At 69.0% G+C, this 24,001-nt stretch carries 24 protein-coding genes; 13 read left to right on the top strand and 11 right to left on the bottom strand.

The window, feature by feature from the left end; genetic code table 11:
• The first annotated feature begins 139 nt into the window (after positions 1 to 139).
• From ACZ6WH_RS02910 to ACZ6WH_RS02895, 4 genes are all read left to right on the top strand, one after another.
• Positions 140 to 550 (top strand): NUDIX hydrolase, encoded by a 411-nt coding sequence (locus ACZ6WH_RS02910; RefSeq protein WP_469725508.1) that lies wholly within the window; start codon positions 140 to 142, stop codon positions 548 to 550.
• A gap of 406 nt (positions 551 to 956) precedes the next feature.
• Complete coding sequence (locus ACZ6WH_RS02905) at positions 957 to 1,538, top strand: sugar O-acetyltransferase (RefSeq protein WP_469725506.1); 582 nt, start codon at positions 957 to 959, stop codon at positions 1,536 to 1,538.
• 148 nt (positions 1,539 to 1,686) lie between these two features.
• Entirely contained in the window at positions 1,687 to 1,821 is a 135-nt protein-coding gene (locus ACZ6WH_RS02900; RefSeq protein WP_469725504.1) for a hypothetical protein, read from the top strand.
• A 68-nt stretch (positions 1,822 to 1,889) separates the two neighbouring features.
• Positions 1,890 to 2,108 carry a DUF2277 domain-containing protein gene (locus ACZ6WH_RS02895; RefSeq protein ID WP_469725503.1) on the top strand — a complete coding sequence of 73 codons (219 nt, stop codon included), beginning with the start codon at positions 1,890 to 1,892 and terminating at the stop codon, positions 2,106 to 2,108.
• A gap of 42 nt (positions 2,109 to 2,150) precedes the next feature.
• On the opposite strand, the gene ACZ6WH_RS02890 is transcribed toward ACZ6WH_RS02895, so the two are convergent.
• Positions 2,151 to 2,963 (bottom strand): endonuclease/exonuclease/phosphatase family protein, encoded by an 813-nt coding sequence (locus ACZ6WH_RS02890; RefSeq protein ID WP_469725501.1) that lies wholly within the window; start codon positions 2,961 to 2,963, stop codon positions 2,151 to 2,153.
• Between the two features lie 383 nt (positions 2,964 to 3,346).
• Positions 3,347 to 3,979: a flavin reductase family protein gene (locus tag ACZ6WH_RS02885; RefSeq protein ID WP_469725500.1), complete on the bottom strand. Its 633-nt coding sequence runs from the start codon at positions 3,977 to 3,979 to the stop codon at positions 3,347 to 3,349.
• A gap of 618 nt (positions 3,980 to 4,597) precedes the next feature.
• On the opposite strand from ACZ6WH_RS02885, the gene ACZ6WH_RS02880 reads away from it, so the two are divergent.
• The 4 genes from ACZ6WH_RS02880 to ACZ6WH_RS02865 all read left to right on the top strand — a co-directional run bounded on the left by ACZ6WH_RS02880 (position 4,598) and on the right by ACZ6WH_RS02865 (position 7,995).
• Positions 4,598 to 5,692, top strand: coding sequence for a polyprenyl synthetase family protein (locus ACZ6WH_RS02880; RefSeq protein ID WP_469725498.1), 1,095 nt, complete (start codon positions 4,598 to 4,600; stop codon positions 5,690 to 5,692).
• Between the two features lie 196 nt (positions 5,693 to 5,888).
• Positions 5,889 to 6,299 (top strand): hypothetical protein, encoded by a 411-nt coding sequence (locus tag ACZ6WH_RS02875; RefSeq protein WP_469725497.1) that lies wholly within the window; start codon positions 5,889 to 5,891, stop codon positions 6,297 to 6,299.
• A 332-nt stretch (positions 6,300 to 6,631) separates the two neighbouring features.
• Positions 6,632 to 7,237, top strand: coding sequence for an ABC transporter ATP-binding protein (locus ACZ6WH_RS02870; protein WP_469725496.1), 606 nt, complete (start codon positions 6,632 to 6,634; stop codon positions 7,235 to 7,237).
• Positions 7,234 to 7,995, top strand: coding sequence for an ABC transporter permease (locus tag ACZ6WH_RS02865; protein WP_469725494.1), 762 nt, complete (start codon positions 7,234 to 7,236; stop codon positions 7,993 to 7,995). The genes ACZ6WH_RS02870 and ACZ6WH_RS02865 overlap by 4 nt, the downstream gene beginning before the upstream one ends.
• Positions 7,996 to 8,046: 51 nt before the next feature.
• On the opposite strand, the gene ACZ6WH_RS02860 is transcribed toward ACZ6WH_RS02865, so the two are convergent.
• From ACZ6WH_RS02860 to ACZ6WH_RS02830, 7 genes are all read right to left on the bottom strand, one after another.
• A complete protein-coding gene (locus ACZ6WH_RS02860; protein ID WP_469725493.1) occupies positions 8,047 to 8,604 on the bottom strand; it encodes a DUF3291 domain-containing protein in 558 nt (185 codons plus the stop codon).
• A 286-nt stretch (positions 8,605 to 8,890) separates the two neighbouring features.
• Positions 8,891 to 10,189: an aldehyde dehydrogenase family protein gene (locus tag ACZ6WH_RS02855; protein ID WP_469725491.1), complete on the bottom strand. Its 1,299-nt coding sequence runs from the start codon at positions 10,187 to 10,189 to the stop codon at positions 8,891 to 8,893.
• Entirely contained in the window at positions 10,137 to 11,072 is a 936-nt protein-coding gene (locus ACZ6WH_RS02850; RefSeq protein ID WP_469725489.1) for a hypothetical protein, read from the bottom strand. The genes ACZ6WH_RS02855 and ACZ6WH_RS02850 overlap by 53 nt, the downstream gene beginning before the upstream one ends.
• Before the next feature lie 60 nt (positions 11,073 to 11,132).
• Positions 11,133 to 12,338, bottom strand: a complete 1,206-nt coding sequence (locus tag ACZ6WH_RS02845; RefSeq protein ID WP_469725488.1) for a beta-ketoacyl-[acyl-carrier-protein] synthase family protein — start codon at positions 12,336 to 12,338, stop codon at positions 11,133 to 11,135.
• Positions 12,339 to 12,481: 143 nt separating this feature from the next.
• Positions 12,482 to 13,705, bottom strand: coding sequence for a beta-ketoacyl-[acyl-carrier-protein] synthase family protein (locus ACZ6WH_RS02840; protein ID WP_469725486.1), 1,224 nt, complete (start codon positions 13,703 to 13,705; stop codon positions 12,482 to 12,484).
• Positions 13,702 to 13,998: an acyl carrier protein gene (locus ACZ6WH_RS02835; protein WP_469725484.1), complete on the bottom strand. Its 297-nt coding sequence runs from the start codon at positions 13,996 to 13,998 to the stop codon at positions 13,702 to 13,704. Before ACZ6WH_RS02835 ends, ACZ6WH_RS02840 begins: the two co-directional genes overlap by 4 nt.
• A gap of 16 nt (positions 13,999 to 14,014) precedes the next feature.
• The gene (locus ACZ6WH_RS02830) at positions 14,015 to 15,133 is read right to left on the bottom strand and encodes a cytochrome P450 (RefSeq protein WP_469725483.1); all 1,119 of its coding nucleotides are present in this window, start codon (positions 15,131 to 15,133) and stop codon (positions 14,015 to 14,017) included.
• Between the two features lie 477 nt (positions 15,134 to 15,610).
• Between ACZ6WH_RS02830 and ACZ6WH_RS02825 the strand changes: the two genes are divergently transcribed.
• The 3 genes from ACZ6WH_RS02825 (at position 15,611) to ACZ6WH_RS02815 (ending at position 18,902) form a co-directional block, all read left to right on the top strand.
• A complete protein-coding gene (locus ACZ6WH_RS02825; RefSeq protein ID WP_469725481.1) occupies positions 15,611 to 16,759 on the top strand; it encodes an SDR family oxidoreductase in 1,149 nt (382 codons plus the stop codon).
• A 269-nt stretch (positions 16,760 to 17,028) separates the two neighbouring features.
• Positions 17,029 to 17,379, top strand: coding sequence for an antibiotic biosynthesis monooxygenase family protein (locus tag ACZ6WH_RS02820; protein WP_469725479.1), 351 nt, complete (start codon positions 17,029 to 17,031; stop codon positions 17,377 to 17,379).
• Positions 17,380 to 17,537: 158 nt separating this feature from the next.
• Positions 17,538 to 18,902, top strand: coding sequence for a family 43 glycosylhydrolase (locus ACZ6WH_RS02815; protein ID WP_469725478.1), 1,365 nt, complete (start codon positions 17,538 to 17,540; stop codon positions 18,900 to 18,902).
• 39 nt (positions 18,903 to 18,941) lie between these two features.
• Here the strand turns inward: ACZ6WH_RS02815 and ACZ6WH_RS02810 are convergent, their stop codons facing one another.
• Together ACZ6WH_RS02810 and ACZ6WH_RS02805 are read right to left on the bottom strand one after the other, a co-directional pair.
• A complete protein-coding gene (locus tag ACZ6WH_RS02810; protein ID WP_469725477.1) occupies positions 18,942 to 19,886 on the bottom strand; it encodes a formylglycine-generating enzyme family protein in 945 nt (314 codons plus the stop codon).
• Positions 19,887 to 19,972: 86 nt separating this feature from the next.
• On the bottom strand, positions 19,973 to 21,571 hold the full coding sequence (locus tag ACZ6WH_RS02805; RefSeq protein ID WP_469726241.1) for a sulfatase-like hydrolase/transferase: 1,599 nt from the start codon (positions 21,569 to 21,571) through the stop codon (positions 19,973 to 19,975).
• Positions 21,572 to 21,869: 298 nt separating this feature from the next.
• Here ACZ6WH_RS02805 and ACZ6WH_RS02800 point away from each other — a divergent pair, with 298 nt between their 5' ends.
• Positions 21,870 to 23,156, top strand: coding sequence for an ROK family protein (locus ACZ6WH_RS02800; RefSeq protein ID WP_469726239.1), 1,287 nt, complete (start codon positions 21,870 to 21,872; stop codon positions 23,154 to 23,156).
• Between the two features lie 16 nt (positions 23,157 to 23,172).
• Positions 23,173 to 23,988 carry an ABC transporter permease gene (locus ACZ6WH_RS02795; protein ID WP_469725475.1) on the top strand — a complete coding sequence of 272 codons (816 nt, stop codon included), beginning with the start codon at positions 23,173 to 23,175 and terminating at the stop codon, positions 23,986 to 23,988.
• Positions 23,989 to 24,001: the final 13 nt, after the last annotated feature.

Below are 24,001 nucleotides of genomic sequence, written 5' to 3'. Positions count from 1 at the left end.
CCGAGTCACCGCATGTGCACACCCGAAGCCCGCCGGGTCCGGGCGGTGCCTATCGGCATGTGCCCGTGTCGGCATCACGGGGCAAGCTTGTCAACGACGCCGTCACTCCTCGACACCGCCACTTCTCAGGAGGGACCCGATGACCGAGCCCATGGACCGGCCGCCCATCGCCGCGGCGGTGGTCGTACGCGAAGACCGTGTCCTGCTGATCCGCCGTCGCAGCCCCGAGGGATCGTTGGTGTGGCAGTTCCCGGCCGGCCAGATCGAGTCGGGCGAGACGCCGGAGTCGGCAGCGGTACGGGAAACCCTGGAGGAGACGGGCCTGCGGTCCCAGGTGATCAGACTGCTGGGCAGGCGGTTCCATCCCGAGACGGGCCGGCTGCTGTCGTACGTCGCCTGCTCAGCGGTCGCGGGCGAAGCGCACGTCGCGGCGCCGGAAGAGCTGGCAGCCGTGGCCTGGGTCGCGCACGCTGACATACCGAGGTACGTGCCGCAGGGCCTGTTCGTCCCGGTACAGCAGTACCTGGACGGCACTCTGGCCAGCCATTGACCCTTACCGTGCCTGCTCTCATCCGTCCCCCCTGCCCTTGCCCCTGCGAATGTCCCTGCGAGGGCCACCCGCATCCGGGGGCTCCCCCGTCGGCGGCCGTTTCCTGTGGTCCCGCCCCCCGCGCTGTCAGGGAGCGGGACCGGTCCGAGTAGCGCCAGCAGCTCGGATAGGAACATTGCTCACCGTAGCGGCGGCCACTGACAATCGCCGTCGGCCCGGCTGCGGAACTCCGCCCACGATCGGCCTGACCCAGGCGCCGACCTGCGCTTATCCATGCCCGACCGCCAAGGGTTTGCCCGTCCGGGTGACTCCTTGACCGACCCACCTCCTTGACGGACCTGCCCCGCTCCGGAACCGTGACCATCCTCTCGGGAACGATCACCAGGGCCGATCACGAAGGAGCGCCGTGGGCGAGAACAAGGACCGCATGCTGGCCGGTGACTGGTACATCGCCGATGATCAGGAACTCATGGCGGACACCGAGCGCCGCATCGAACTGTGCGCCGCCTTCAACACCGCCGGCGGGCTCACCCCCGGCACGTACGACCCGGACCGGCGCAACGCGCTGCTGCAGAAGCTGCTCGGATCGGTGGGTGCCGACGTGCGGATCCGTCCGCCCTTCCACTGCGACTACGGATATCTCATCAGCATCGGCTCCGGCACCTTCATCAACTTCGGGGCCGTCTTCCTCGACGCCGCGCCCATCACCATCGGCGCGAACGTCCAGATCGGCCCCAACGTTCAACTCCTCACTCCCACCCATGAACTCGACGCGGAGCGTCGCCGGGCCGGCTGGGAGAAGGGCGTACCGGTGACCATCGGCGACAATGTGTGGCTCGGCGGCGGGGTGATCGTCTGCCCCGGCGTGACCATCGGCGAGAACACCGTGGTGGGAGCCGGTTCGGTCGTCACCAAAGACCTCCCGGCGAACGTCCTCGCAGTGGGCAACCCCGCCCGCGTGGTACGTACGTCGGAAGAGACTCCCTGACGGAGTTCCTCGCACGGTCACCCCCGCCAATCCCTCCCGTCAAACAACTCCCGGTCGATTGTCAGTCCCTCCCCCTAACATGTGTCTCATGTCCGCAACTCCCGCAACTCAGCTACTTCCGGGTCAAGTCCGCCCTACTGCCGCCGAAGTGAACGACTCCATACGGCAGTTCGTCAGGGCTCGGCGCGGTTGCGCCTGGACGGCCGAGGACCGCGAGGAGTACACGCGCCTGCTCGCGGCCTGGACGTCGGCCATGCGGAACGAGATCGTCGCAGCGGCCTGAGCCGGGATGCGGGTCCCGCGGCTCGCCGTGCGCGCGCGTCCGGCGGCACGACGCGGCAGACTGGCCTCATGTGCCGCAGTATCAAGACCCTCCGCCCACCGACCACCCCTGATGTGACAGAGGAGGACATGCACGCGGCGGCCTTGCAGTACGTACGCAAGGTCTCCGGCTTCCGCGCGCCCGCCGCACACAACCAAGAGGTGTTCGACGAGGCCGTGGACGCCATCACCGCCGCGACCCGCGAGCTCCTGTCCGGCCTCCACGTACGAGGCAGCACCAAGCCCTGACCCGCGCCCTCACTCCTTACCCCGCACTTCCCCCCTCGCCGGCTACCACTCCAGCACGGCCTGCACAGGCAGATGATCACTGGGATACTGCCCGCCCTTCGCGAAGACATTGATCTCGGCCCGCAGCGTCCGCACGGAGGGCGAGGTGAGCAGCCAGTCCACGCGGTCGCCGTCCGGCACGAGCGGCCGGTAGCCGTGGAAGGTGGCGTACTGCGGGCTGCGCTCCTCGGCAGCGTCCCAGGAATCCACGAGCGAGCCGGCGCGCAGCATCGTCTCGTACACCGGATTCCCGTGCGCCGCGACATTGAAGTCACCGGTCACGATCCGGGGCAGTGCCGCGTCCATGCCGCGCAGCCGCTCGGTGATGAGCGCGGCAGACCGTTCGCGCGAGCCCTGATGGGCATGATCAAGGTGAGTGTTGAGGGCGTAGAACTCCCCACCGCTCGCCAGGTCACGGAAGCGCACCCAGGTGACCATGCGGATGACGGTGTTGCCCCAGGTCGCCGAGCCGATCAGGTACGGCGTATCGGACAGCCAGAAGTGGTCGAACTCGACGGGCCGAAGTCGTCGCGTGTCATAAAAGATCGCCGCGAACTCATCACGGCTGCCACCCGCTCGCCCGGTCCCCAGCCAGGAGTACCGCGTCCCAAGGTCCACCGCGATGTCCTGCAGCTGCCCGTAGAGCCCCTCCTGCGTACCCAGCAGATGCGGCGCCTCCCGCCGCAGCAGCTCGCGCATGACCGGACGCCGCTGCTCCCAGGAGTGCGGCCGCTCGGCGGAGGCGTACCGCAGATTGAACGTCATCGCCCGCAGCCGCCGCCCGGCCCCCTCCCCCGCCCCCGTACGAGCGGTCACCGCAGCAGCCTGTGCGCCCCCACCCACGACCGGCACGGTAGCCGCAGCGGCCACCCCCGCCGCCCGCAAGGCCAGCCGCCGGCTTACCCATCCCCCACCGGCTCGCGCATCGGCACTCCCCTCGGCGAGTGCGTCCGAACTTGCGGCTTCCGCAACGGTCACGTCGTCTCCCACCAGCGAGAATCCTGCGAGGCACAGAGAGTGTCAGCCCGCTTCCTCACACAGAAGTGACCACCACGCCGCTCCCACCGGAACTCGCCATGACGCGACGGCCCGCTCACGCCAACTCAGCACCCCACGACCGCCGCGCAGACATCAACTCCCACCTCCCGGACATCAACTGCTCCCACGCCGATCAGTCACCCTGATTCATCCCTCACGGCTCACTGCGCTTCACCACGATTCGCCGACGGCCCCTCCCAGTCCGCGTACCGAACACGCGAGATCTCCCGCACCTCCCCCACCGTGCCCCACTCGTCCTTCCCCAGCCGGGACAGCGGACGCAACTTGCGAATGTCCGGATGTCCGTCCGCCATGACGTCCTCGGCAACCGCCGCGTGCACGACCCGCCCGAAGACAACCGTGGAGTCCCCGAAGCGCAACGTACTGTGCAGCTCGCACTCCAACGCCACCGGAGAAGCGGCCACCCGCGGCGGCTTCACGAGCCGGCTCGGCTCCGTGGCGATCCCCACCGCTTCGAACTCACTCTCACCGAGCGGAAAGTCCGTCGCCGTGTCATTGATCTGCTCGAACAACCCCTCCGGCGCGAGGTTCACCACGAACTCCCCACTCGCCTCCGCATTCCGCAGCGAGTCCTTCCGCCCCACCGACGTGAACTGCACAATCGGCGGCGACACGGCGGAGATGGTGAAAAACGAATGCGGGGCCAGATTCGGAGTGCCGCCGTCGGCGCCCACCGTAGACACCCAAGCGATCGGCCGCGGCACCACCGTCGCGGTCAGCAGCCGGTAGAAGTCATTGCGGGACGTGTTCCGGGGATCGATCTCAATACGCATGATCACAAGTATCCCCAGACCCAACCGTGCAGGCTAACCCCACATCGACGACACGGATCACGCTGGTCACTATTGCGCACTGAAGAGCGGCATCGCTCGATGAGCTGTCGTGCAGTTGGTCTCCGCAGGAGCCTCCGGCTGCGTTCCCTTCACCTTTCGGTTGGCGGTACTGCCCCCCCACTCGTGGCCAATTCACCCAGCACGGCCCTCCCGCCTCCACATTAAGCTCACCTCTACGGAACGGGACAGCCCGGTGTCGAGCGCGCTCGGCGTTGTCCAGAGCCGGGCGGTGTGCGGGGCAGTCCGGTCGGCGACGCCCGTGCATTGCAAAAGCACCCGACCGGGCACAAGTGCCGAGGTGCGCGCGAGTGCAAGGTGGGACGAGAAGTGGGCGTGCGGCTCTGTATTGCTTCCGCGTGCTTCGCACACCTCGTTGCGCGCCGGTAGGGCGGTGGGCAAACGCCCTGTAGGGGGTAGAGCGAGAGGACATGGTTCTGTGACGACGGTTCGCAAGACTTTTCTTCCGGTGCGCGAGCTCCTCGGCTGCAGCGTTGCCGGCGCTCTGTTCGACCAGGCCCGGCACAGGGCGGCAGGCGTTCTCGGCCGCGAGGCGACCGGGTGGTGAAGTCGGTCCCGACCTCGCTGTCACCGCTCGGCATGGGCCTGCCGGGTATTCGGCGGGCGGTCGATGCCGTACTGGCCGACTTCCTTCACGCCAAGGCCCGGACCGCTGTGGACGGTCGGCTGCCCGACGAGATCACCCAGCTTCTCCATGGATTCGTCTTCGCTGGTGGCAAGCGGCTGCGGCCGCTCCTGTGTGCGCTGGGCTGGCATGCCGCCCGCGGCAGCGGCGACATCGGCCCGCTGATCCGCACAGCGGCGTCCTTGGAGATGTTCCATGCCTTCGCGCTCATCCACGATGATCTGATGGACCGTTCTGCCACCCGGCGGGGCCGACCGACCATCCACCGCGCCCTGGCCGCCCGCTTTCGCCTTTCACGCCGTCACGACGACAGTGAACACCTCGGCGTGAGCGCCGCCATCCTGGTCGGAGACCTGGCGCTGGCCTGGTCCAGTGAACTGCTGCACACCGCCGGCCTGTGCCCCACCCGGCTGGCCGCGGTCCTGCCGGTGATCGATGCCATGCGCACCGAGGTCATGTACGGGCAGTACCTGGACGTCCTGGCCAGTGGCCGGCCAAGTGGCAAGACGGAGGTGCCGTTGACGGTGATCCGTCACAAGACCGCCAAGTACACGTGCGAGCGCCCCTTGCACGTCGGTGCCATCGTCGCCGGTGCGCGGTCCGGACTTCTCGCCGGGCTCAGCGCGTTCGCTCTTCCCCTGGGCGAGGCTTTCCAGCTGCGTGACGATCTCCTTGGTGTCTGGGGCCGGCCCGACCGCACAGGCAAGCCGGCCCTCGATGACATGAGGGAGGGCAAGCACACCGTGCTCATCGCCCTTGCGTTTCAGGCCGCGGACGAGAGGCAGGCACGGCTGCTGCGCACCCACTACGGCGATCCGCACCTCGACGAGGACAACGCCGATACCGTGCGCACGATTTTGAAGGCCACCGGCGCCGACCTGGCCGTCGAGCACATGATCACCGATCGGTACGAACAAGCCCTGACCGCCCTCGACAGGCTGTCCATCCCCGCCGACACGCGCCACCACCTGCGGCAGCTGGCGGCGCAGTCCGTATGGCGAGCAAGGTGACCGGCGAATCACCGACGCACCGAGGAGACGCCATGTCCGATACCTCCGAGCAGAACGAGACAGCACAACAGCAGATGCCGGGGCCGGGACAGAAGCCTGGCGTTGTCCGTCGGAAACGGCCGAAGCGGTCGAGGACGCACTGACGCAGACGGCCGCCGAACTGGCCCACCTTGGAGCTGCGGTACGGCGGTACCAAGTGCCCGGCGGCAGCTATGCGGCGGTGACCGGTCAGAACCACGGCGAGGTGTTCAGCCTGGAAGCGAGACTGGGCGCGGCGCACCGCAAGCGAGGGCACTCGGTACACGCCGTCTTCCAGGTGTTCGACTGGCGGCAGCCCAACCTCGCACTCCTGCGGATGGTGGAACGGCGCGACGACGACGGTACGCCCACCGAGGACCCCTCCTTCCCGGTTTACAACACGGAACTCGACCGCCGGCTGTGCCAGCTGTTCATCCCGGCCTGCAACAAAGCGCTGAACCATCTGGATCCCACCGGCAAAACCCCACATCGACGGCATTTACCCAACCCCCACTCTCGGCAAGGGACGGGGCATTCGCCACACACATCTTCATTCAACCTGACCGTGGATGGCGCGACAGACGACTGACCCGGTCGAGGGAAGTCGTCAGCACCTCGTTTCGGCATTCGTGCAGGTCATGCCCAAATCGTCAGGCCCCTCCCGCCCGTCCGCAGACGCGGTGTCCAGTAGCGGTGCGCTATGAAAGGCATCAGTCGGCCATGCCGCCGCCGGGGAAGCACGAACGGCCCCGATCGTTGACTTCGGGACACCGGCACTGGATCGCGGGCAGAACCGGGCCCCGCTGACCTCGCCCACCCGTCGTAAGTCAGAACGATCAACGGATAGCTGAACATCACACCTCGCGAGGGCTGCAGCCCGCAGGAGCGGCCTGGGCACACACAACAGATGGGACCGATTGCATGAAGGTGAGCGGTGTGCACCATGCGTACCGTCGCAAGCCGGTGCTCCGAGGAGTCGACCTCAGCTTGGAGCGAGGCATCTTGGCAGGGGTGGTGGGAGAGAACGGTGCAGGCAAATCGACCCTGCTACGGATTCTCTCCGGAGAGCTCCGACCGGACCGGGGAGTGGTGACGCACCGGGGTCAGATCGGTTCCTGCCCTCAGCAGGCGGTATTGAATCCTGCGCTGACGGGGCGCCAGCACCTGAACCTCTTCCGCAGCGCCTACCGGCTGCCCGGGCTCGGCCGCGCCGAGGAGCTGGTGGACGTACTGGGATTTGGTGACTGCCTGGATGGGTTGGTGGGAGAGCTGAGCGGCGGCACACGGCAGAAGCTCAACCTCACTCTCGCGCTGATGCACGACCCGGATGTGCTCCTGCTGGACGAGCCCTACCAAGGCTTCGACTGGGACACCTACCTGCGCTTCTGGGATCTCGCAGGGCAGCTGCGGGACGAGGGCCGGTCGGTGCTGGTGGTATCCCACCTGGCGCCCGACGTCGAGCGCTTGGACGAGTTGTGGCACCTCGCCGACGGGGTCCTGCACGCCGGGAAGCGAGCGGCCGCATGACCAGTGACTCTCTGGCGACTGCCACTCGTTACGCACTGGTGGAGCAGTCGCGCAATCGCTTCGCGATGGTGCTGATCATGCTCTTCGTTCCGGGGTGGATCACCCTGGCGGGCTTCATGCTCCCGAACACTCCGGCGACGTTCCGGCTGCGGGCCGCCGACATCGTGCTGCGTCCGGACGGACACCAGCTCTCCCAGGTGGCCGGCGCCATCAACACCACGACGCTGATCGCCGGGTTCATGATGTTCGCTGCCACCTTCACCACGGGAGACTTCGATCGGCGGCTGGTTCTCGCCGGCTGTCCGCGCGCTCACCTCGTCCTGGCCAAGATGGTTGCCCTCGTCCTTGCCGGCACAGTGGTCTGCGCGTACGCGACCGCAGTCATCCACGTGTACTGGCATCCCCAACAGCCGTGGTTCATGACCGCTGCGTTGTTGTGCGCTTCAGCGACCTACGGGGTGCTGGGGGTCGCCTTGGGTGCGGTCCTGCGCAAGGAAGTAGAGGGAATGTTCGCGATCACCATGATCAGCATGGTGGATGTCGGGCTGCAGAACCCCGCGTTCAGTGGCGGTGCCGGCAGCGATGCGGTGCGCTTCCTCCCCTCGTACGGAACTTTTCAGGCGGCGACGGGCGCCGCCTTCTCATCGGTGCGGCTGGGAAGCTGTCTCGGTCTGCAGCTGCTGTGGTTCGCCGGCGCGGCTGTGCTGGCGCTGTTGGCCTTCCTCAGGCGATCGCGAAACACTCTGCCCAACCGATGATTTCCGCACCCGGCTCCTCTTGAGCTGAAGCCGGGTCAGGCTGCTTCCTTGTCAGCGAACCTGGTCGCTCTGCGGCCCGATGCCTTTGTTACTGGTCGGAGTTCCGTCCGGGGCGAACGCGTCGTGGAAGGTGAAGGCGTGCGGCGCCGAGCCGTGGTCGTGGAGGTGTTCCAGCCTGGAAACCCCGTCCTGCCAGGTGGGTATCACGCCGTCGGAGACCCACCAGAACACGTAATTCGGGTTCCCTGTCCTCTCGAACCAGTCGTAACGCCTGTTCAGCGCCGCACGGTGCAGACCCGTGTAGACGGCGTCGAAGGCGGGGCGCAGGCCGGTCCAGAGTGAGAGGGTCGTGGCCAGGGCGGTGGTTTCCCGCGTTTGGCCCTTGCCGTACCAGGTCGGTACGGCGAACTCTCCCCATGCACCCCAGTCCGCCTCGAAGAGCGCTCCCCGGTCGGCATCTACCACTTCAGCATGCGCTAGGTATCCGGGGTGCTGACTGATCTCCTGGTAGACGGTCTCACCGATGTCGTAGAACTCGCGCGTGAGAGGTGCGGGATCGGCGAGAGGTGACTTCAGGACGCCGAATGTGTACAGCGCAAGATGGGGCATGCGTCTCTCCCTGGTTGGGACTGCCTGGCGTGGACCCGGTTCGGTGGCTTTCGCACGCTTGGGGGGCGAGGGTTCCTGGGGCGTGACCGGATCATCCCGTCGCGGCCGGCCCAGCCTGAAGGAACCCCTGTGCGGCCGTGGGCGACCACCGAGGACCAGATGAAGGTAGCTGCCTCGGCGAGCCATGTCGAAGTTGCAATTTCCCTGCCCAAGTGGCTTCTTGCAAAGGGCCCTTGCGGGAACCGGGAATCGGGGGAACTGGGGTCCTCTGAAAGGACTTTGAGGCTCAGAACCGCGAGCGCAGCGCTCCGGGCGTCGGCCGGCGGTGAGCAGGGTTCAGCTGGATGTCGTCCGCGGGAAGCGTCGCGAACTGCGGTAGCAACTGCGCTACGGGGGTCCTGGTGTGGACACTCAGGTGACGGCCGGTCCGGCGGGCGAGATGGAGAACCTCGGCCCATGAGCTGAACGGCACGATGACGGCAAGGGGCCCGGGTGGAAGCGTCTCGGGGTCCAGAGTCCAGGTCCGCGGGTGAGACAGGACGATCGGCCCGTGCATCCCGGGAGCGAGGTCCGGGCGGTGCCCGCCGTCGTGCAGCACTGTGGCGCCCGCGGCCCGGATGTACGACCGGAGTTCCTGGGCTTGCCCCTCATCGAGCAGTGAGCTCAAGACGGCCTCCGAGGCCAGTGGCGAACGCGACGGCACGCGAGCGACGGCGTTGGTGAATTCCTTCGCGAAGAGGTCGTGGTGGCGTTCGTGTACCAGGACGAGCGGGGTGCTGGTGCAGAGCCTGCCTGCTGTGCCGAAGCAGGAGTGGAGCGCAGCCCGGAGTGCGGACGGCAGCCGGGCGTCGTGCCGTACGGCCATCAGCGCGGGAGCGGTGACCGTGTTTCGCGGGACCGCCAACCCGTAGCGCTCCGGGCAGCATCCCAAGAGGTGTGCGTCGGCGTGCTCGGTGAGCATCGCGTAGGTGGCGCGACGCTCACCGAGCAGAGGCTGCCAGACGGCCGCTGGTAGTCCGGCCCGGCGCGCCAAGGCCATCACGTATGCCGTGATCACTGCCGTGTGTTCGGTGACCTGCGTCAGCACACAGGAGCCGGCGGCGAGCGCCGGCAAAACGGGGCGCAAGAGGCTGGTGAAGGGGCGGGCGTCGTCCGTGGAGGAGGAGAGCACGGGCGCGAAAGGAGCCGGCGAGGAACGGTGCACGAGAGAAGCGGGGTGGAGAGGTCCGCCGCTCCCCATTGTTGCTGTTCGTGGCCGGGGAGCGCTGCCCAGGTCGGCGACGGCGTCCCGGGTGCTCAGCGCGCAAGCGTGTTGTGCAAGTGGAGTCAGAATGTCGCGGTGGGCGTGGACCAGACGCAGGAAGCCGCGCAGGACGGACCGGCGTGCGGAGTACGGGGTGACTGCCCAGCGGTGATGCTGCCGATGGGCGCGGTCCAGGGCATCGAGAACGTCGGTGGCGCGGCAGGTATCGACGGTGCCCAGAGACGCTCCCGTGAGCGCGCTGCTCAGTACCTGTGGCCTACCGGATCCCTCAGTGAGGTGGCGGAGAGTATCGGTCAGGGCCGGGGTGAGCGGGCGGGGCATGGTGAGGGATCCCGGTGTCGGTGGAGCGTGTGAGGGACACCCGTGCGGGGTCGCCGGGCTCTGTGCCTTGCGCCTGGACGGGCAGGTCCGGGGCGGACAGCCATCGGGCCACAGCGGTGCGGGCCAGGGCTCCTCTCGGGTGCAGGAAGAGCGGCGAAACGGCGGCGAAAGCTGCCGGCCCGATGACGGGGCCCAGTGCGTTGACGAGAAGCATCAGGCCGATGGCGGCCAGGGCGCAGAGCACGATCATCGCGCTGAGAATCGTGCCGGCGAAGCGTGTGGCCGCGGTGCCTGGATGGGACGTGCGGGTAGGCAGGGCTTTCGCGCGCAGGTGGCGTAGCAGGACGAAGATGACGGGTACGTGAAGAGCGACCATCACACCCAGGGTGTGGGCGACCGGTGTACTGATCCAGTGGGCGGCGAGCGTGCTGAGCGACTGGTGGGCGGCGGCCGGCCAGTGTGCGGGGTCGGCGGTCAGGAAGCGGCGCAGTCCGGTGCCGTCCCAGCCGTACAGGAGGATGACGTGGACGGCGAAAGAGGGCCAGATCCCTTGCAGAACAGCCGCCCACGGTACGCCCCGGTACAGCAGCGTTCGCGTGACGGCGAAGCCCGCGATGCCGGCCACAGTGATGCCCACCGGAAAGGCGGCGGGTAGCCAGACGGGCGGGTGTGGACTCACCTGCATGGTTTCCCAGGCGGGGAACTGCCGCAGGAGCCAGAGCCCGCTGGGCACGAAGAGGAGGCCCAGGTACAGCAGCGTCGCAGTGAGCGCCGACGTGAGCGGCTGCCGCGGCGAGGCGTGGTCGGCCCGGCCCGCTGGAGCGGCGGCAAGGGTGAAGGCGGCGCCGAAGCCGTAGGACAGGAAAAGGTCGACTTGGACCATGGGGGCGCCTTCCTCTGGTGACCAGGGCGGGTCGGTCAGGCTGAAGTACGGAGTGGAGAGTCAGGGGGTGGTCAGGACGAGGGCGGCGTTCTGACCACCGAATCCGAATGAGGTCGTCAGGGCAGCGTCCATCGGCACGTCACGAAGCCCGGTGGACACGATGTCGAGCTCCCTGCCGGCGTCCTGCCGCAGCAGATTGGCTGTGGGAGGAACCTGTTGCCGTTCCAGGGCGAGGACGGTCAGGGCCGCCTCGATCGCGCCCGCCGCGCCGAGGGCATGGCCGATGACGCTCTTCGGGGCGGTGACCGGAGGCGGTGTCCCACCGTAGAGGCGGAGGTAGAGCTCTGCTTCCACGGCGTCACCGGCTGGGGTGGACGTGCCGTGGGCGTTGATGTGCCCGACGTCGTGGGGACGGCACCCGGCGTCCGCCAGAGCGGTGCGGATGGCTTGTTCGGCCCCATGGCCCTGCGGGTGCGGCGCGGTCGGGTGGTGCGCGTCCGCCGACGCCCCGAATCCGCGCAACAGGGCACGGGTACGGGCACCTCGGCTGCGGGCGTGCTCCGGGCGTTCCAGAACCAGCACAGCGGCGCCCTCGCCCAGGACGAAGCCGTCTCGCTCTGTGTCGAAGGGGCGTGAGGCGCGGTCGGGGTGGTCGCCGCGGCGCGACAGTGCCCTCAGCTGGTGGAAGCAGGTCGCTGTCATGCGCGAGCGTGCCGATTCGCTGCCGCCGGCGAGGACGATGTCGCAGGTGCCTGCCAGGAGCAGATCGCGAGCGACGCCGAGTGCGGTGGTTCCCGATGCGCAGGCGCTGGAGATGGTGAAGTTGGGGCCCTGTACGCCGAGGTCCATGGCGACTTCGCCGGCCACCATGTTGGGCACGCTGCGTGGGAGGGCGAGTGGCGAGACGGCGTTCGGTCTGCCCGCGCCCAGGCGGCCGAACTCGGTGACGTAGGTTTCCAGGCTGTTGCTGCCGACTCCGAGGACCACCCCGATTCGTGGTGCGCAGCGGCCGCTCGGTTCAAGCACGGCGTCGGCCAGGGACCGCCGGGCGGCGGCGAGGGCCAGGTGCGCGAACCTGTCCAGGCGGCGTGCCTTTCTCCTGCCCAGTTCTGCGGTCGGGTCGAACCCCTCGGCCTGGCAGGAGAAGGCGACCGGAAGACCGGCCAGGTCCGGGTCCGGTGTCGCCAGGCAGCGTGCGGCCGCCATGTTCTTCCAGACGCTGTCCGGGTCCGCACCGGCCGGGGTGACCAGGCCGATGCCGGTCACGGCGACACCCGGACGCCGTGTACCGGTCGTGCCGGTCGTGCCGGTCCTCGGCTGCTTCGAGGTCGCTGAAGGCAGCGCGGCGGGAGACCGCGGATCGGCGGATGGGGAGAGACTGCGGTCCGAGGAGGAAGGCATGGGGAGCGTCACACGGCCTGGAAGACCAGGACGGCGTTCTGGCCGCCGAAACCGGAGGAGTTGCTGGCCACCGCGGTCATCCGGTGGGCACGTGGGGCCTTGGTCACCACGTCCAGGTCGATGTCCGGGTCCAGCCGGTCGAGGTTGGCCGTCGGCGGGATGAGCTGGCGGTCGAGGGACAGCACGGAACACACGGCCTCGATGCCGCCGGCGCCACCCAGGGCGTGCCCGAGGACGCTTTTTGTCGCGGTGACCGGCGGCGGGGTGTCGAACACGTCGCGCAGTGCTGCCGCCTCGATCCGGTCGTTCAGGGCAGTGGAGGTGGCGTGGGCGTTGACGTGGTCGATGTCGCGTGCGTGGAGTCCCGCGTCGGCGAGAGCTGTACGGAAGGCGCGCTTGGTGCCGTCGCCGTCGGGATGCGGTGCGGTGGCATGGTGGGCGTCGCCGGTCGCACCGTACCCGGTCAGGCGGGCGTAGGGGCGGGCACGGCGGGCGCGGGCGTGCTCGGCCCGTTCCAGTACGAGGAGGCCGGCGCCTTCCCCCAGTACGAAGCCGTCGCGGTCGGCGTCGAAGGGGCGGGAAGCGGCGGCCGGGTCATGGCGTGGGGAAGCCAGTGCTCCCATCCGCCAGAAGAGGACCGAGCTGACGCGGGAGCACGCGGATTCACTGCCGCCGGTGAGCACGATGTCGCACAGGCCCGACTTGATCATCAGTGCGGCCGTGCCGATGGCGGTGGTGCCGGAGGCACAGGCCGTGCTGGTGGAAAGGGTGGGCCCCAGCGTGCCGAGGGCCGTGCCTACTTCCCCGGCGGCCATGTTGGGCTGGCTGCGGGGGACCGCTGTGGGTGTGACCGCTCGGAACCGCCCCTCGGTCACGGCGGCGAGCACCTCCGTCCTGTCGTGGCTGCTGCCGCCCACGCCGAGCACCACACCGACCCTGGTGGCGTCCCAGGCTGCGGGGTCCAACGCAGCGTCATTGATGGCTTCACGTGCCGCGGCCAGCGCCAGTCTGATGAACCGGTCGGTGCGCCAGGCCAGGCGCTTTCCGACGGCCGTCGCCAGGGCGTCGTCGTCCACGCGGCAGGAGAAGGAAACCGGCAGTCCGGCCAATCCGGGGTCGGGCGCCGCGGTGGATGCACCGTCGCACAGCCGACTCCACGTGGCCTCCACTCCGATGCCGGCGGGGGTGGCGAGTCCCAGGCCCGTGACCACCACCGCGTTGTCGGATGTCATCGCAGCGCACTCCCTTGGGCGGAGTTGCTGCCGGTGTGTGCCTCGGCCACGGCGCGAGCCAGCGCCTGTGCGGCCTCGGCCAACGTACTGGTCGGCCCCAGGCCGAGGTCCTCCTCCCCCAGTTCCAGGCCGGTCTGCTCCTCGATGACCACGACCAGCTCCAGCACCGCCAGTGAGTCCAGTTCGAGTTCGTCGAAGGTGGCGTTCGGCCCCAACTGGTCGGCGTCGATTTCGAAGTGTTCGCTCAGCAACTGCGCGAGCGTCGTCTCGTTGATCTGGGCCATGTCGGGCATTTTTGCTCCATAGTTGTCAGCGGTGGTGGCTGGTGTTGTTCGCAGCGGTAGCCAGGTCGGTGAGGACCGGCATGGTGACGAAAGGCCGCGTGATGTTGGCATGGCAGGCCAGTTCCCTGCGGTCGACTGCGAGGCGGAGGTCGGGGAAGCGGCGGAACAGCTCGACGAGCGCCGTTCTCATCTGGAGCCGTCCCAAATCTGCACCGGGGCAGAAGTGCGGGCCGTACCCGAAGGACACGTGCCGCGCCGGCCCCGAGCGGTCCGGTCGCACCTCCCAGGCCCACGGCCAGACACGAGGGTCGACATTGGCGGCCGGGAAGCAGAGCACCACCGGGTCGCCGACCTCGACGCGGTATTCGCCCAGGGACATCGGCTCGGAGGCGAAGCGCCACACACCATGGGTGAAAGGAGCCGCAAGACGAATGGTGTCCTCAAGGACGGACAGTTCCTGCGCCGTACCGTCCACCAGGGATCGCCTTGCCTCCCGTTGCGTGTCGGCCAGCAGGTGCAGCGCTCCGCTCGGAATGGTGGTCAGGGTGGAGTCCACTGCCGCGAAGAGCACGAAGGAAAGCGAGCCCAGCAACTCATTCTTGGACACCCCACCCTCTTGGTAGGCGGCCAGCAATGCCGTGGTCAGGTTGTTCCCCGGATGTCGCCGGGTGTGTGCGACCACGGCCGCGAGGCGTTTGTTCATCGTCGTGGCGGCGGCTGCCATCTCCGGCGTGTCGGGATGCATGGGTCCGCTGAGCTGAAGGCTGAGTCCGACCAGCTCTCGTGTCCGCTCCAGAGGAAGTCCCAGCAACTGCGCCACCGCCTCCGACGCGACTGGCAACGCGAGGTCCGCCACCAGGTCACCACCGCCACGCTCGGCGAAGCGGTCCAGCGCTCGGTCGACCGATCGGCGCACCGCCGGCGCGCGCTGCGCGACAGCGTCCGAGGTGAGGAAGGGCCGCAGCAGTCCGCGCAGCCGGGCGTGATCGTCAGCGTCGGCGCTCAGTACATGCCTGCTGACGGAGACGCCGTCCAACGGGTATCGCCTCGCCGGAATCCCGTGCCCGGCGCCTTCGACCCGCCGCGGGTCATGGACCAGCCGACGGTCCTTCGCCGCGGCCTTCACCGCCTCGTATCCCGTCACCGCCCATGCCGTGAGTCCTCCGGGAAGGAGGGCTCGGTGCACGGTGCCCAGGTCGTGCAATCGCGCATACGCCTGCGGCGCTCCCACTTCGGCGGTACCCGGCAGATGGAGGGAGAAGGGCGGTGCGTTGCCGTGATCCGTTGGACAAGCCACTGGGCGACCTCCTGGACACACGCGTTGCGCAATGACTGGGCCGTTCACCACCGCGCCCCTTGGCCACATGCGACACGAATCGTTTCTGTCACTACTCCCGGACTCACCGAGTCCTTCGAGGGGGCAACGACGGTGATGGCGAACAGTCTCGGAAGAAGTCCCACGCCTGCGCCATTGGAGTGACCCAGTGCCACTGACGACACCTCTGAGCCGTCTGGGGCGTTCTGGGTATCGGGGCTTCACCATCCCGTCCACACCGAGCCCTGGCAGCGCGGTGGTGTGCGCCGACGCTGCAGCCCGACGAGCGAAAAGGAGACAAGGATCGTGGCCATTGCCCTCACCGGCGCCACCGGCTTCGTGGGCTCCCACCTGCTCGGCGAACTGCTACGGCAGGACGTTCCCGTCATCGCCCTGGTCCGCCAGGAACCCGAGCTCGCCCGTGCCCGGCTCGCCTGTGCCGTGACCGCCACCGGAGCCGGCCCGGAGCAACTACGGCGGCTGGCCCGCGTACGTCTGGTGCAGAGCGACCTGGAGCAGCCGCTTCTCGGCCTGGAACAGTCGAGCTTCCACCGCCTGGCCCGGGAGATCGACACCCTCTGGCATTGCGCCGCCCACATCGACCTGGACGCTCCCGAACAGGCAGCGCGCCGCGTCAACGTCGACGGCACGCGTCGCATCCTGCAACTCGCCGAAGCCGCCGACGGACCGGTCCATCTGGTGCACATGAGCACGGCGTTCGTCGCCGGACGGCGCCCCAGCGGCACGGTGTCCGAAACCGACCTCGACGGCACCCACGGCTTCGTCAACTCCTACGAGCAGTCCAAATACGAGGCGGAAGTCCTCGTCCGCGACTGGGCCGCCGCCCGCCGGACGGCAGTAACGGTACTGCGACCCGGTGTTCTGGTCACCTCCCGCCCTCCCGCGCCCCGGGCACCACGTCACCCGCACGCCGTGATCGGTGCGCGCCTGGCGGTACTGGCCTCCCGTGGTCTTGAGCGGATCCTCCGACGAGCGGGCTTGTCCCTGCCGGACTCAGGACAGGTGACCGCGCGTCTCGCCGTCGACCCTCGAGCCGCGATCAACATCCTCCCCGTCGAATACGCAGCACCCGCCATACTGCGGCTGGCCTCCGCTCCGCACCCCGGGGGCGTACGTACCCACCACGTCGTTCACCCCAACGACACCCTGGTGAAGGCTTGCTTCCAGGCAGTGGCGGGACATGTGCCGGGACTCGACGTACGGACCGTGCCGCAGTTTTCCGACCCTACGCCGCTGGAACAGCTGCTGGAGCACCTCGCCCCCCTCGCCTCCGGCTACCGCGCCTTCGGGCGTCGCTACGACCGCAGCACTCTGGACGCCGCCGATGCGGCGGCCGGCGTCTCTCCTCCTCCTGTTCTTGATGTGGACTACTTGGCCCGCACCTTCGCCACCTGTCCGCCCCACCCCGCTCCCGGGGCAGAAGCGGCGCACTGACGCGCGGAGCCAGACCGTCGGCATGACCCGAACCGACCTCGGCCGGGCCGGCGAAGAAGCACGCGACCGCATCGGTTCACCATCTTGAGCGGATCAAGGCCCCTTCGATCAAGGCCCTTCTCAGGCCCACCCGCAGGCCGGCCGCCACTCGACGGCACGACCCGACCATGTCAGGAGTTTGACGCTGATGCGGGGCGCCCCTACAGTCCTTCATGTCAAAGTCCTGACATCGACTCTCATACCACACGACCATCCGCAAGGAACCACCTATGAGCACCCCCACAACCACGATCTCCGCCGACGCCGACCTGGTCACCCTGGTGAATGTCTTCACCGTCGCTCCGGAACGGCAGATCGAGCTCGCCGATGCCCTGGACCGGGCGACCCGTGATGTCTTTCTGGCCGTGCCCGGCTTCGTCTCCGCGAACCTGCACGTCAGTCTGGACGGCCACCGTGTCGTCAACTACGCGCAGTGGGCCAGTGAGCAGCAGTACAAGGAAGCGCTGCAGCGCTCCGACGTCCGTGAGCACATCGCCGAGGCGGCAGCGATCGCGCAGGCATACGACCCGACCCTCGCTCAGGTCCATTCGGTCCACCGCCCCAGGCTCCTCACCCTCTGACCTGCATCATCGACACGTCGCGCGGATCACGTCGCACATGAGCCGATCCGGATTATTTTTCCGTGGTGTTGACGAAAATCGGCGGGCCTTCGCATGCTGTGCGTCATGCCATCCCATGAGGCAACACGCCCCGGGCGACGAAGAAGGGCGCGCGACTGATGACGACTTCCGAAGACGGGCCCCGCGTCGGGCGGCGATCCCTGTTGGCCGGTGTCGCGGGCTCGTTGGCCGTGACGGCGGCGCTGCCCGCCACAGCGGCACGAGCCACGCAAGCCGCCCAGGCAGCACCGGTCTCACCGGTGAAGAAGGGCGGGGCACCGCGGCGGTACCCGCCGAACCGGCCCGACCTCACACCGTACGGACTCGCCGAGCACACCACGGACCTGTGGCCGCGCAAGGACAACTCCTTCGTCCTGCCGCTCGAATTGCGCCCCCGCGACAAGGAGCACGGCCGGGTCTGGATGCGGGACACCTACGTCAACTGTTTCGTCATCGACGGCCGTCCGCTCTACGTGGCGACCGGCACCACCCGCGTCCCCGGGCTGGAGGCCGCCGGCCCGTGGAACGACGGCATCTTCCTGTGGACCTCCAGGTCCATGCAGGGGCCGTGGCGGCTGGCCGACACCACCCGCATCAGGCCGGGTGCCGAGCGGGGCAAGGTGTGGTCGCCCGAGTTCACCGGCGAGAACCGGCCCGGGCGCACGGTGGTGGCGCCCTGGCAGGAGTACTGGCACGACGACCGGTTCGGCAAGCGCGGCCAGGCGTGGGCGCCGGAGGTGCACCACTTCCGCGGCAAGTGGTACATCGTCGCGTGCATGGGCGACCACTCCCGGAAGGTCGGCTCGTTCCTGCTCGTGAGCGAGGGTGGTGTCGAGGGCCCCTACCGGCTCGCCCGGGGCAATCTCGACAAGCCCTTCGGCGAGTCCTTCATCGGAGGACCCGACTTCATCGAGCCCGGTGCTTACTTCCACATCGACGGCGGCCTCTACAGCGAGGGCGACGACGCGTGGCTCGTGCTCCACAACGACCTGTACGCGAAGTTCCGCGACGACATGGAGGACATCGTCACGCCGACGAACCTCCCCCGCTTCCAGCAGAAGCCCTACTCCCCCGAGCCGTATCTCGAAGGCGCGTACGTGTTCAAGTACGGCGGCAAGTACTTCCTGATGCACGCCGCGTGGGACCGGACGTCGATCAGTGCCGACGGCACCCCGCGGTACGCGTACGACCCGCCGGGCACCGGCCGCGTGCAGTATCAGTACGACGCGATCGTGGCCGTCTCGGACCACTTCGAAGGCCCGTACTCCGAGCGGTGGACCCTGGGCGTCGGCGCCGGACACAACAACCTCTTCGAGGACCACACCGGCCGGCTCTGGGCGACATTCTTCCGCAACCCCGCGTTCGGCTACTGGTCCAACGCGTCACGCGTCGACGATGCCGCCGTGCCCGGTGTCGTACGGGTGGAGTGGACAGGGCCGCACGGCAACCGGCTGTACGTCCAGCGCCCGGATCAGGGTGTGTGACCGGCCACCGGCCAGCTGCTGACCGGCACGGACGGCCGATCAGCGGCGGGCGGCATCGCCCGCGGGGGCGCGGACCACGCGGAAGCCGAGGTTTCCCGAAGTGCTGTCCGGGGTGTTGGCGGTGCGTGCGGCGACACGGTAGCGGTTGCAGTAGGAGGCGTGGCACAGGTACGAGCCGCCGCGCATCGCCCGCAGGCCCGACCGGTCCGGCTCACCCGACTGGCCCGACCGGTTCAACCGGTTCGACCGGCCCGAGTGCCAGGTGTCGGCCGTCCATTCCCAGACGTTGCCCGCGACGTTGAACAGCCCGTAGCCGTTGGGCGGGTAGGCGTGCACCGGAGCGGTGCCGGTGTAGCCGTCGTCCGCGGTGTTCTTCACGGGGAAGGTACCCTGCCAGATGTTGCAGCGGTGGGTTGCGCCGGGGGTGAGTTCGTCGCCCCACGGGTATCGCGCCTGGTCGAGCCCGCCGCGCGCCGCGTACTCCCACTCCGCCTCGGCCGGCAGGCGTCCGCCGTCCCACGCGCAGAAGGCTGCGGCGTCCGCCCAGCTGACGTGGACGACCGGATGGTCCCAGCGTCCTTCCAGCCCGCTGCCGGGCCCCTCCGGTGCGTCCCAGCGGGCCCCCTCCACGCCGCACCACCACGGAGTGGCGTCCGGGCGCGGCGAGACCTTGCGCAACGCCCCGGGCAGGAACTTCGCGAAGACGTAGCTCCAGCCGAAGCGTTCGGCGTCGGTGCGGTGGCCGGTTGCCGCGATGAAGGCGGCGAAGCGCGCGTTGGTCACGGCGTACGCGTCCACGGCGAACGGGGCGACGGTGACCTCGCGTACCGGTCCTTCGGCGTCCCCGGCGTTGGCGTCGCCGTCCTCATTCCCCATCCGGAACGTGCCGCCGGGCAGGTCGACGCTGGTGCGGTACGCCGACGCGGCGTCGTCCGTTGGGCCGGTCGAGGCCGCTGCATCATCCAGCTGATTCCCATCGGTCATCCCGCCCGACGGTGCACCCGCGGCGCCGGCCGTCCCACGGGCGGGTGCGCAGCACGAACGGGCCGCGGCCTCGAAGTCCGCAGGGTTCACGTCCGCTTCTCCCCCGTCGGCCCCGGCACGGAAGCGGCGGTGCCGGGCTCGTTCTCGAATGCCGAGAGCGTGGTGTCGTAGTCGGTCTCCACGTCGTACATCGGTGTCATCCAGTGGAAGAAGTTGTCGCCCCGCTCGCGCAGCAGGTCGTAGAGCGTGCGAGTCAACTCGGCTCGTACGTCACGAAGTTCAGGGTGCTCGTAGCGGTTGTGCAGTTCGTCGGGGTCGGTGTGCAGGTCGTACAGCTCGTTGTGCGACTCGGGGTTGACCACCAGCTTGTAGCGGCGGGCGCGCAGCATGCGCTGGGGGTACGGGAAGTGGTGGCCGTGGAACTCGGCGAGGTGGTGCTCCGGCCAGTCGGGCCGCTCACCGGCGGCCAGTGGCAGCAGGCTGCGGCTGTCCACGGCCGGCTTGGTGTCGCTGCCGGCGAGATCGAGGATGGTGGCGGTGCAGTCGGTGAGCGAGACGAACTCGTCGCGTACCTGGCCGGCGGGGCCGCCGGGGACCTTGAGGATGCCGGGTATCCGGTAGATGTCCTCGTACATCGCCGGGCCCTTGTCGTGCAGCCGGTGGGCGCCGGTGAACTCGCCGTGGTCGGCGGTGAAGAACACCGCGGTGTGTTCCGCGAGCCCCAGTTCGCGCACGGCATCGAGGATCCGGCCGATCTGTTCGTCGATGAGGGTGACATAGCCCCAATAGACGGCGATCAGCTTCCGTGTCTCCTCCAGCGGCATCGTGTCAAAGGCCCACAGCTTGCTGTAGTTGCGCTGCACCGGCGGCTTGGCCGCGAAGGTCTCGCTCACCGAGGCCGGCAGCTCGACCAGCGCGGGGTCGTACATGTCGTAGTACGCGTCCGGGAGGATGTAGGGCAGGTGGGGACCGAAGAAGTGGGTGGCGAGGAAGAAGGGCCTGTCACCGTCCGGCCGGTCACCGTCCGTACCATCCCCTTCCCTCGCGGCTCCTGCACCGGCTCCACCCTCGCCTCCCTGCCCTCCCGCCTTGTTCCCCACTCCGTCCGCCGCCCAGCGGCGCAGCATTTCGATGGTGCGGGTGGCGAGGTAGTACTCGAAGGTGGCCTCGACGGGCTGGTGGAGCCGGGCGGCGAGGAGGTTGCCGGGGCTGCCGTTGGGTGTGGTGCCGCGTACGGGGTCGGTGATGCGGTACGGCGGGAGGCCGTGCTCCTCCAGGTAGGCGAGGTAGTCGGGGTGGTCGACGGGGTTGTGCCAGCCGGCCAGGTCCGGGCCCTCGAAGCCGTAATCGGCGGCGGTGCGGCGCACTCCACCGTGCCACTTTCCCAGCAGGCCCAGCCGGTAGCCCTCCGCGCGCAGTTGGCCGGCGAAGGTGAACTGGTCGTCCGCGAGGTCTTCCAGGTAGCCGACGTTGCGTTCGTAGTTGGCCAGCAGCTTGTGGCGGAAGGGGGCGGCGCCGGTGAGCAGGCTGGCGCGGGCCGGGGTGCAGATCGCGGTGGGGGTGTAGCAGCTGTCGAACCGGGTGCCTTCGGCCGCGAGCCGGTCCAGGTGCGGGGTGCGGACGTGCGGATTGCCGTAGGCACCGAGGGTGTCCACGCGGTGCTGGTCGGTCATGAGGAACAGCATGTTGGGGCGCACGAGGAGCCTTTCGGTTCGGTCGTCCTGGTCGGGGGGAGCGGCCGGGCGGCGGGGCGCCGGAACGGCGGAGTGTGGGGGATCTTGACCGGCGCCGTGCGAGGAATGGTCGGCCTCGCGCCAGGTTTATGTCAATGACGTGAACATAAATCTGCCACCACCCACGGTATCCGCAGCCCGCCGCAGCGGGAAAGCCCAGCAACGACGCGGTGAGCGCGTACCGTTCTCGTCACCACGAGCCGAAAACCTTTTTGTTCCGGCTCATTGACGAAAAACCGTGCGGCTCTCCATGCTGTGCGGCATGCAGGCACACGACGGTCCCCTGACACGGCTGCGCAAGAGCCACGAGCAGTCCGTGCTGGACCTCCTCCGCAAGCACGGTCCGCTCAGCCGGGCCGAGCTCGGCGCGCACAGCGGCCTGTCCCGCACCACCCTGTACGACATCGTCGCCGGCCTCGTGGAAGGCGGTGCGGTGGTTGCCGCCACCCCACCGGCGGAGGTGCGCAGGCGCGGCCGGCCCGTCGAGAAGCTCAGCCTCAATCCCCATGCCGGAGAGGCCATCGGCATCGACTTCGCCCGCCGCGCCGTCCATGTCTCCGCGATCAACGTCGCCCACGAGATGATCGGCTCCGCCAGTGAGGCGCACGCACCCGGCCTCACCTGGAACCAGCGCGCCGACATCGCCGAACGCCTCCTCGGCTCACTCGGCGGTTCCGCCCCGCGTGGCGCCGCCGCCCACGGCTCCGTCCCGCGCAGTGCGTCCGCCGGCCGGACCCCGCGGCGCGGAACTCTCCGGCTCGGCTCGCTCAGCGCGATCGGGGTCGGCGTGGTCGGGCCACTCATCGACGCCGGCGGTATCCACGCAGGCGGTACGGATGTCGGCGAGCGCAGCCTCGACGGGCTGCCGGGCCTGCTCCACGAGCGGTTCGGCGTCCCCGTGCTGCTCGACAACAACACCCGGCTCGCCGCCCTGGCCGAGGCCGTGTGGGGCGCGGCCGCCGACGGCGGGGACGTGCTGTACGTACGGCTGTCCCACGGCGTGGGCGGCGGTCTGGTCGTCGGCGGCTCGCTGCACCGCGGGATGTACGGCATGTCGGGCGAGTTCGGGCACGTCACCGTCGACCCCGACGGCGCACCGTGCCAGTGCGGCGGCACCGGCTGTCTGGAGACGGTCGCCTCGGTCGACGCCGTACTGCAGCGCTACCGTGCGGCCGGCGGCAGGGCCGAGGACATCACCGCGTTCCTGGCCGCCGCCGCGTCCGGCGACAACAACGCACACGACGTACTGGAGCGGGCGGGCACCGCCGTCGGCACGGTACTGGCCGCCGTGTGCAACGCGGTCGGCCCCGGTGTCATCGTCATCGGCGGCGAACTCGCCGAGGCGGGCGCCGCGTTGATCGAGCCCGTCGAGCGGGCACTGCACACCCATGTGATGCCGCTGGCCCGCGACCGCGTGCGAGTACGGCGCGCCACCCTCGGCGAAGCCGGCAGCGCGCTGGGCGGCATCGCCCTCGTACTCCACGAATCCCCCCTGCTCTCCCGCTATCCGCAGCCCGTCACCGAGGAGCATGCGTGAATCCAGTGAGGCACCCATGACCGTGATCGTCCCTCCCGAGAAGACCGCCGTGGCGCAGGCCCCACGGCGTACCGCGCGCCGCTCCCGCCGACGGCCGCTCGCCCTCAACCTCCTCGCCCTGGTGGCCGGCCTCCTCCTCTGGGCGGTGGTGGCAGCGCTCGGCCTGGTCGAGAATCTGCCGACGCCGCTCGCCGTGGCACGCAAGGCCGGCGGCATGATCGCCGACGGCACTCTGGCGACCGACACGCTCGCCAGCCTGCGCCGGGTCTTCCTCGGTTACGCGCTCGGTGTGGTCCTGGCCGTGCCCGTCGGCTTCCTGATGGGCTGGTACGTAACGGTCCGCGCCCTGGTCGAGCCCTATATCCAGTTCTTCCGCACCATCCCGCCGCTCGCGCTCATCCCGCTGACGGTGGTACTGCTCGGCATCGGCGAGGTCCCGAAAATCGCGGTGATCTGCCTCGCCGCCTTCATGGCCTGCGTCGTCGCCGCCTTCCAGGGCGTCATCGACGTGGACCGCACCCTCATCAACGCCGCCCGGGTCCTGGGCGCCTCGGACCGGGTCATCTTCGCCAAGGTGGTCGTGCCGGCCGCCACACCGTTCATCCTCGTCGGCATGCGCATCGGACTCGGCGCCTCCTGGGCCACGGTGGTCGCAGCCGAAATGATCGGCGCGCAGGAGGGGCTGGGCTACCGGATGCAGAAGGCGTCCACCTGGTTCGAGATGGACACGATCTTCGTGTCCGTGATCACCATCGGTGTGCTCGGGCTGCTCATGGACCGGCTGCTGCTGCTCGCCGAACGTCGGCTCACCGGCTGGCAGGAACGACGATGACCGACAGGACCGG

Source organism: Streptomyces sp. NPDC050806 (assembly GCF_055586425.1).
The sequence above is the reverse complement of the archived record's forward strand: the minus strand, read 5'-3'. Positions and strand labels throughout refer to the sequence as shown.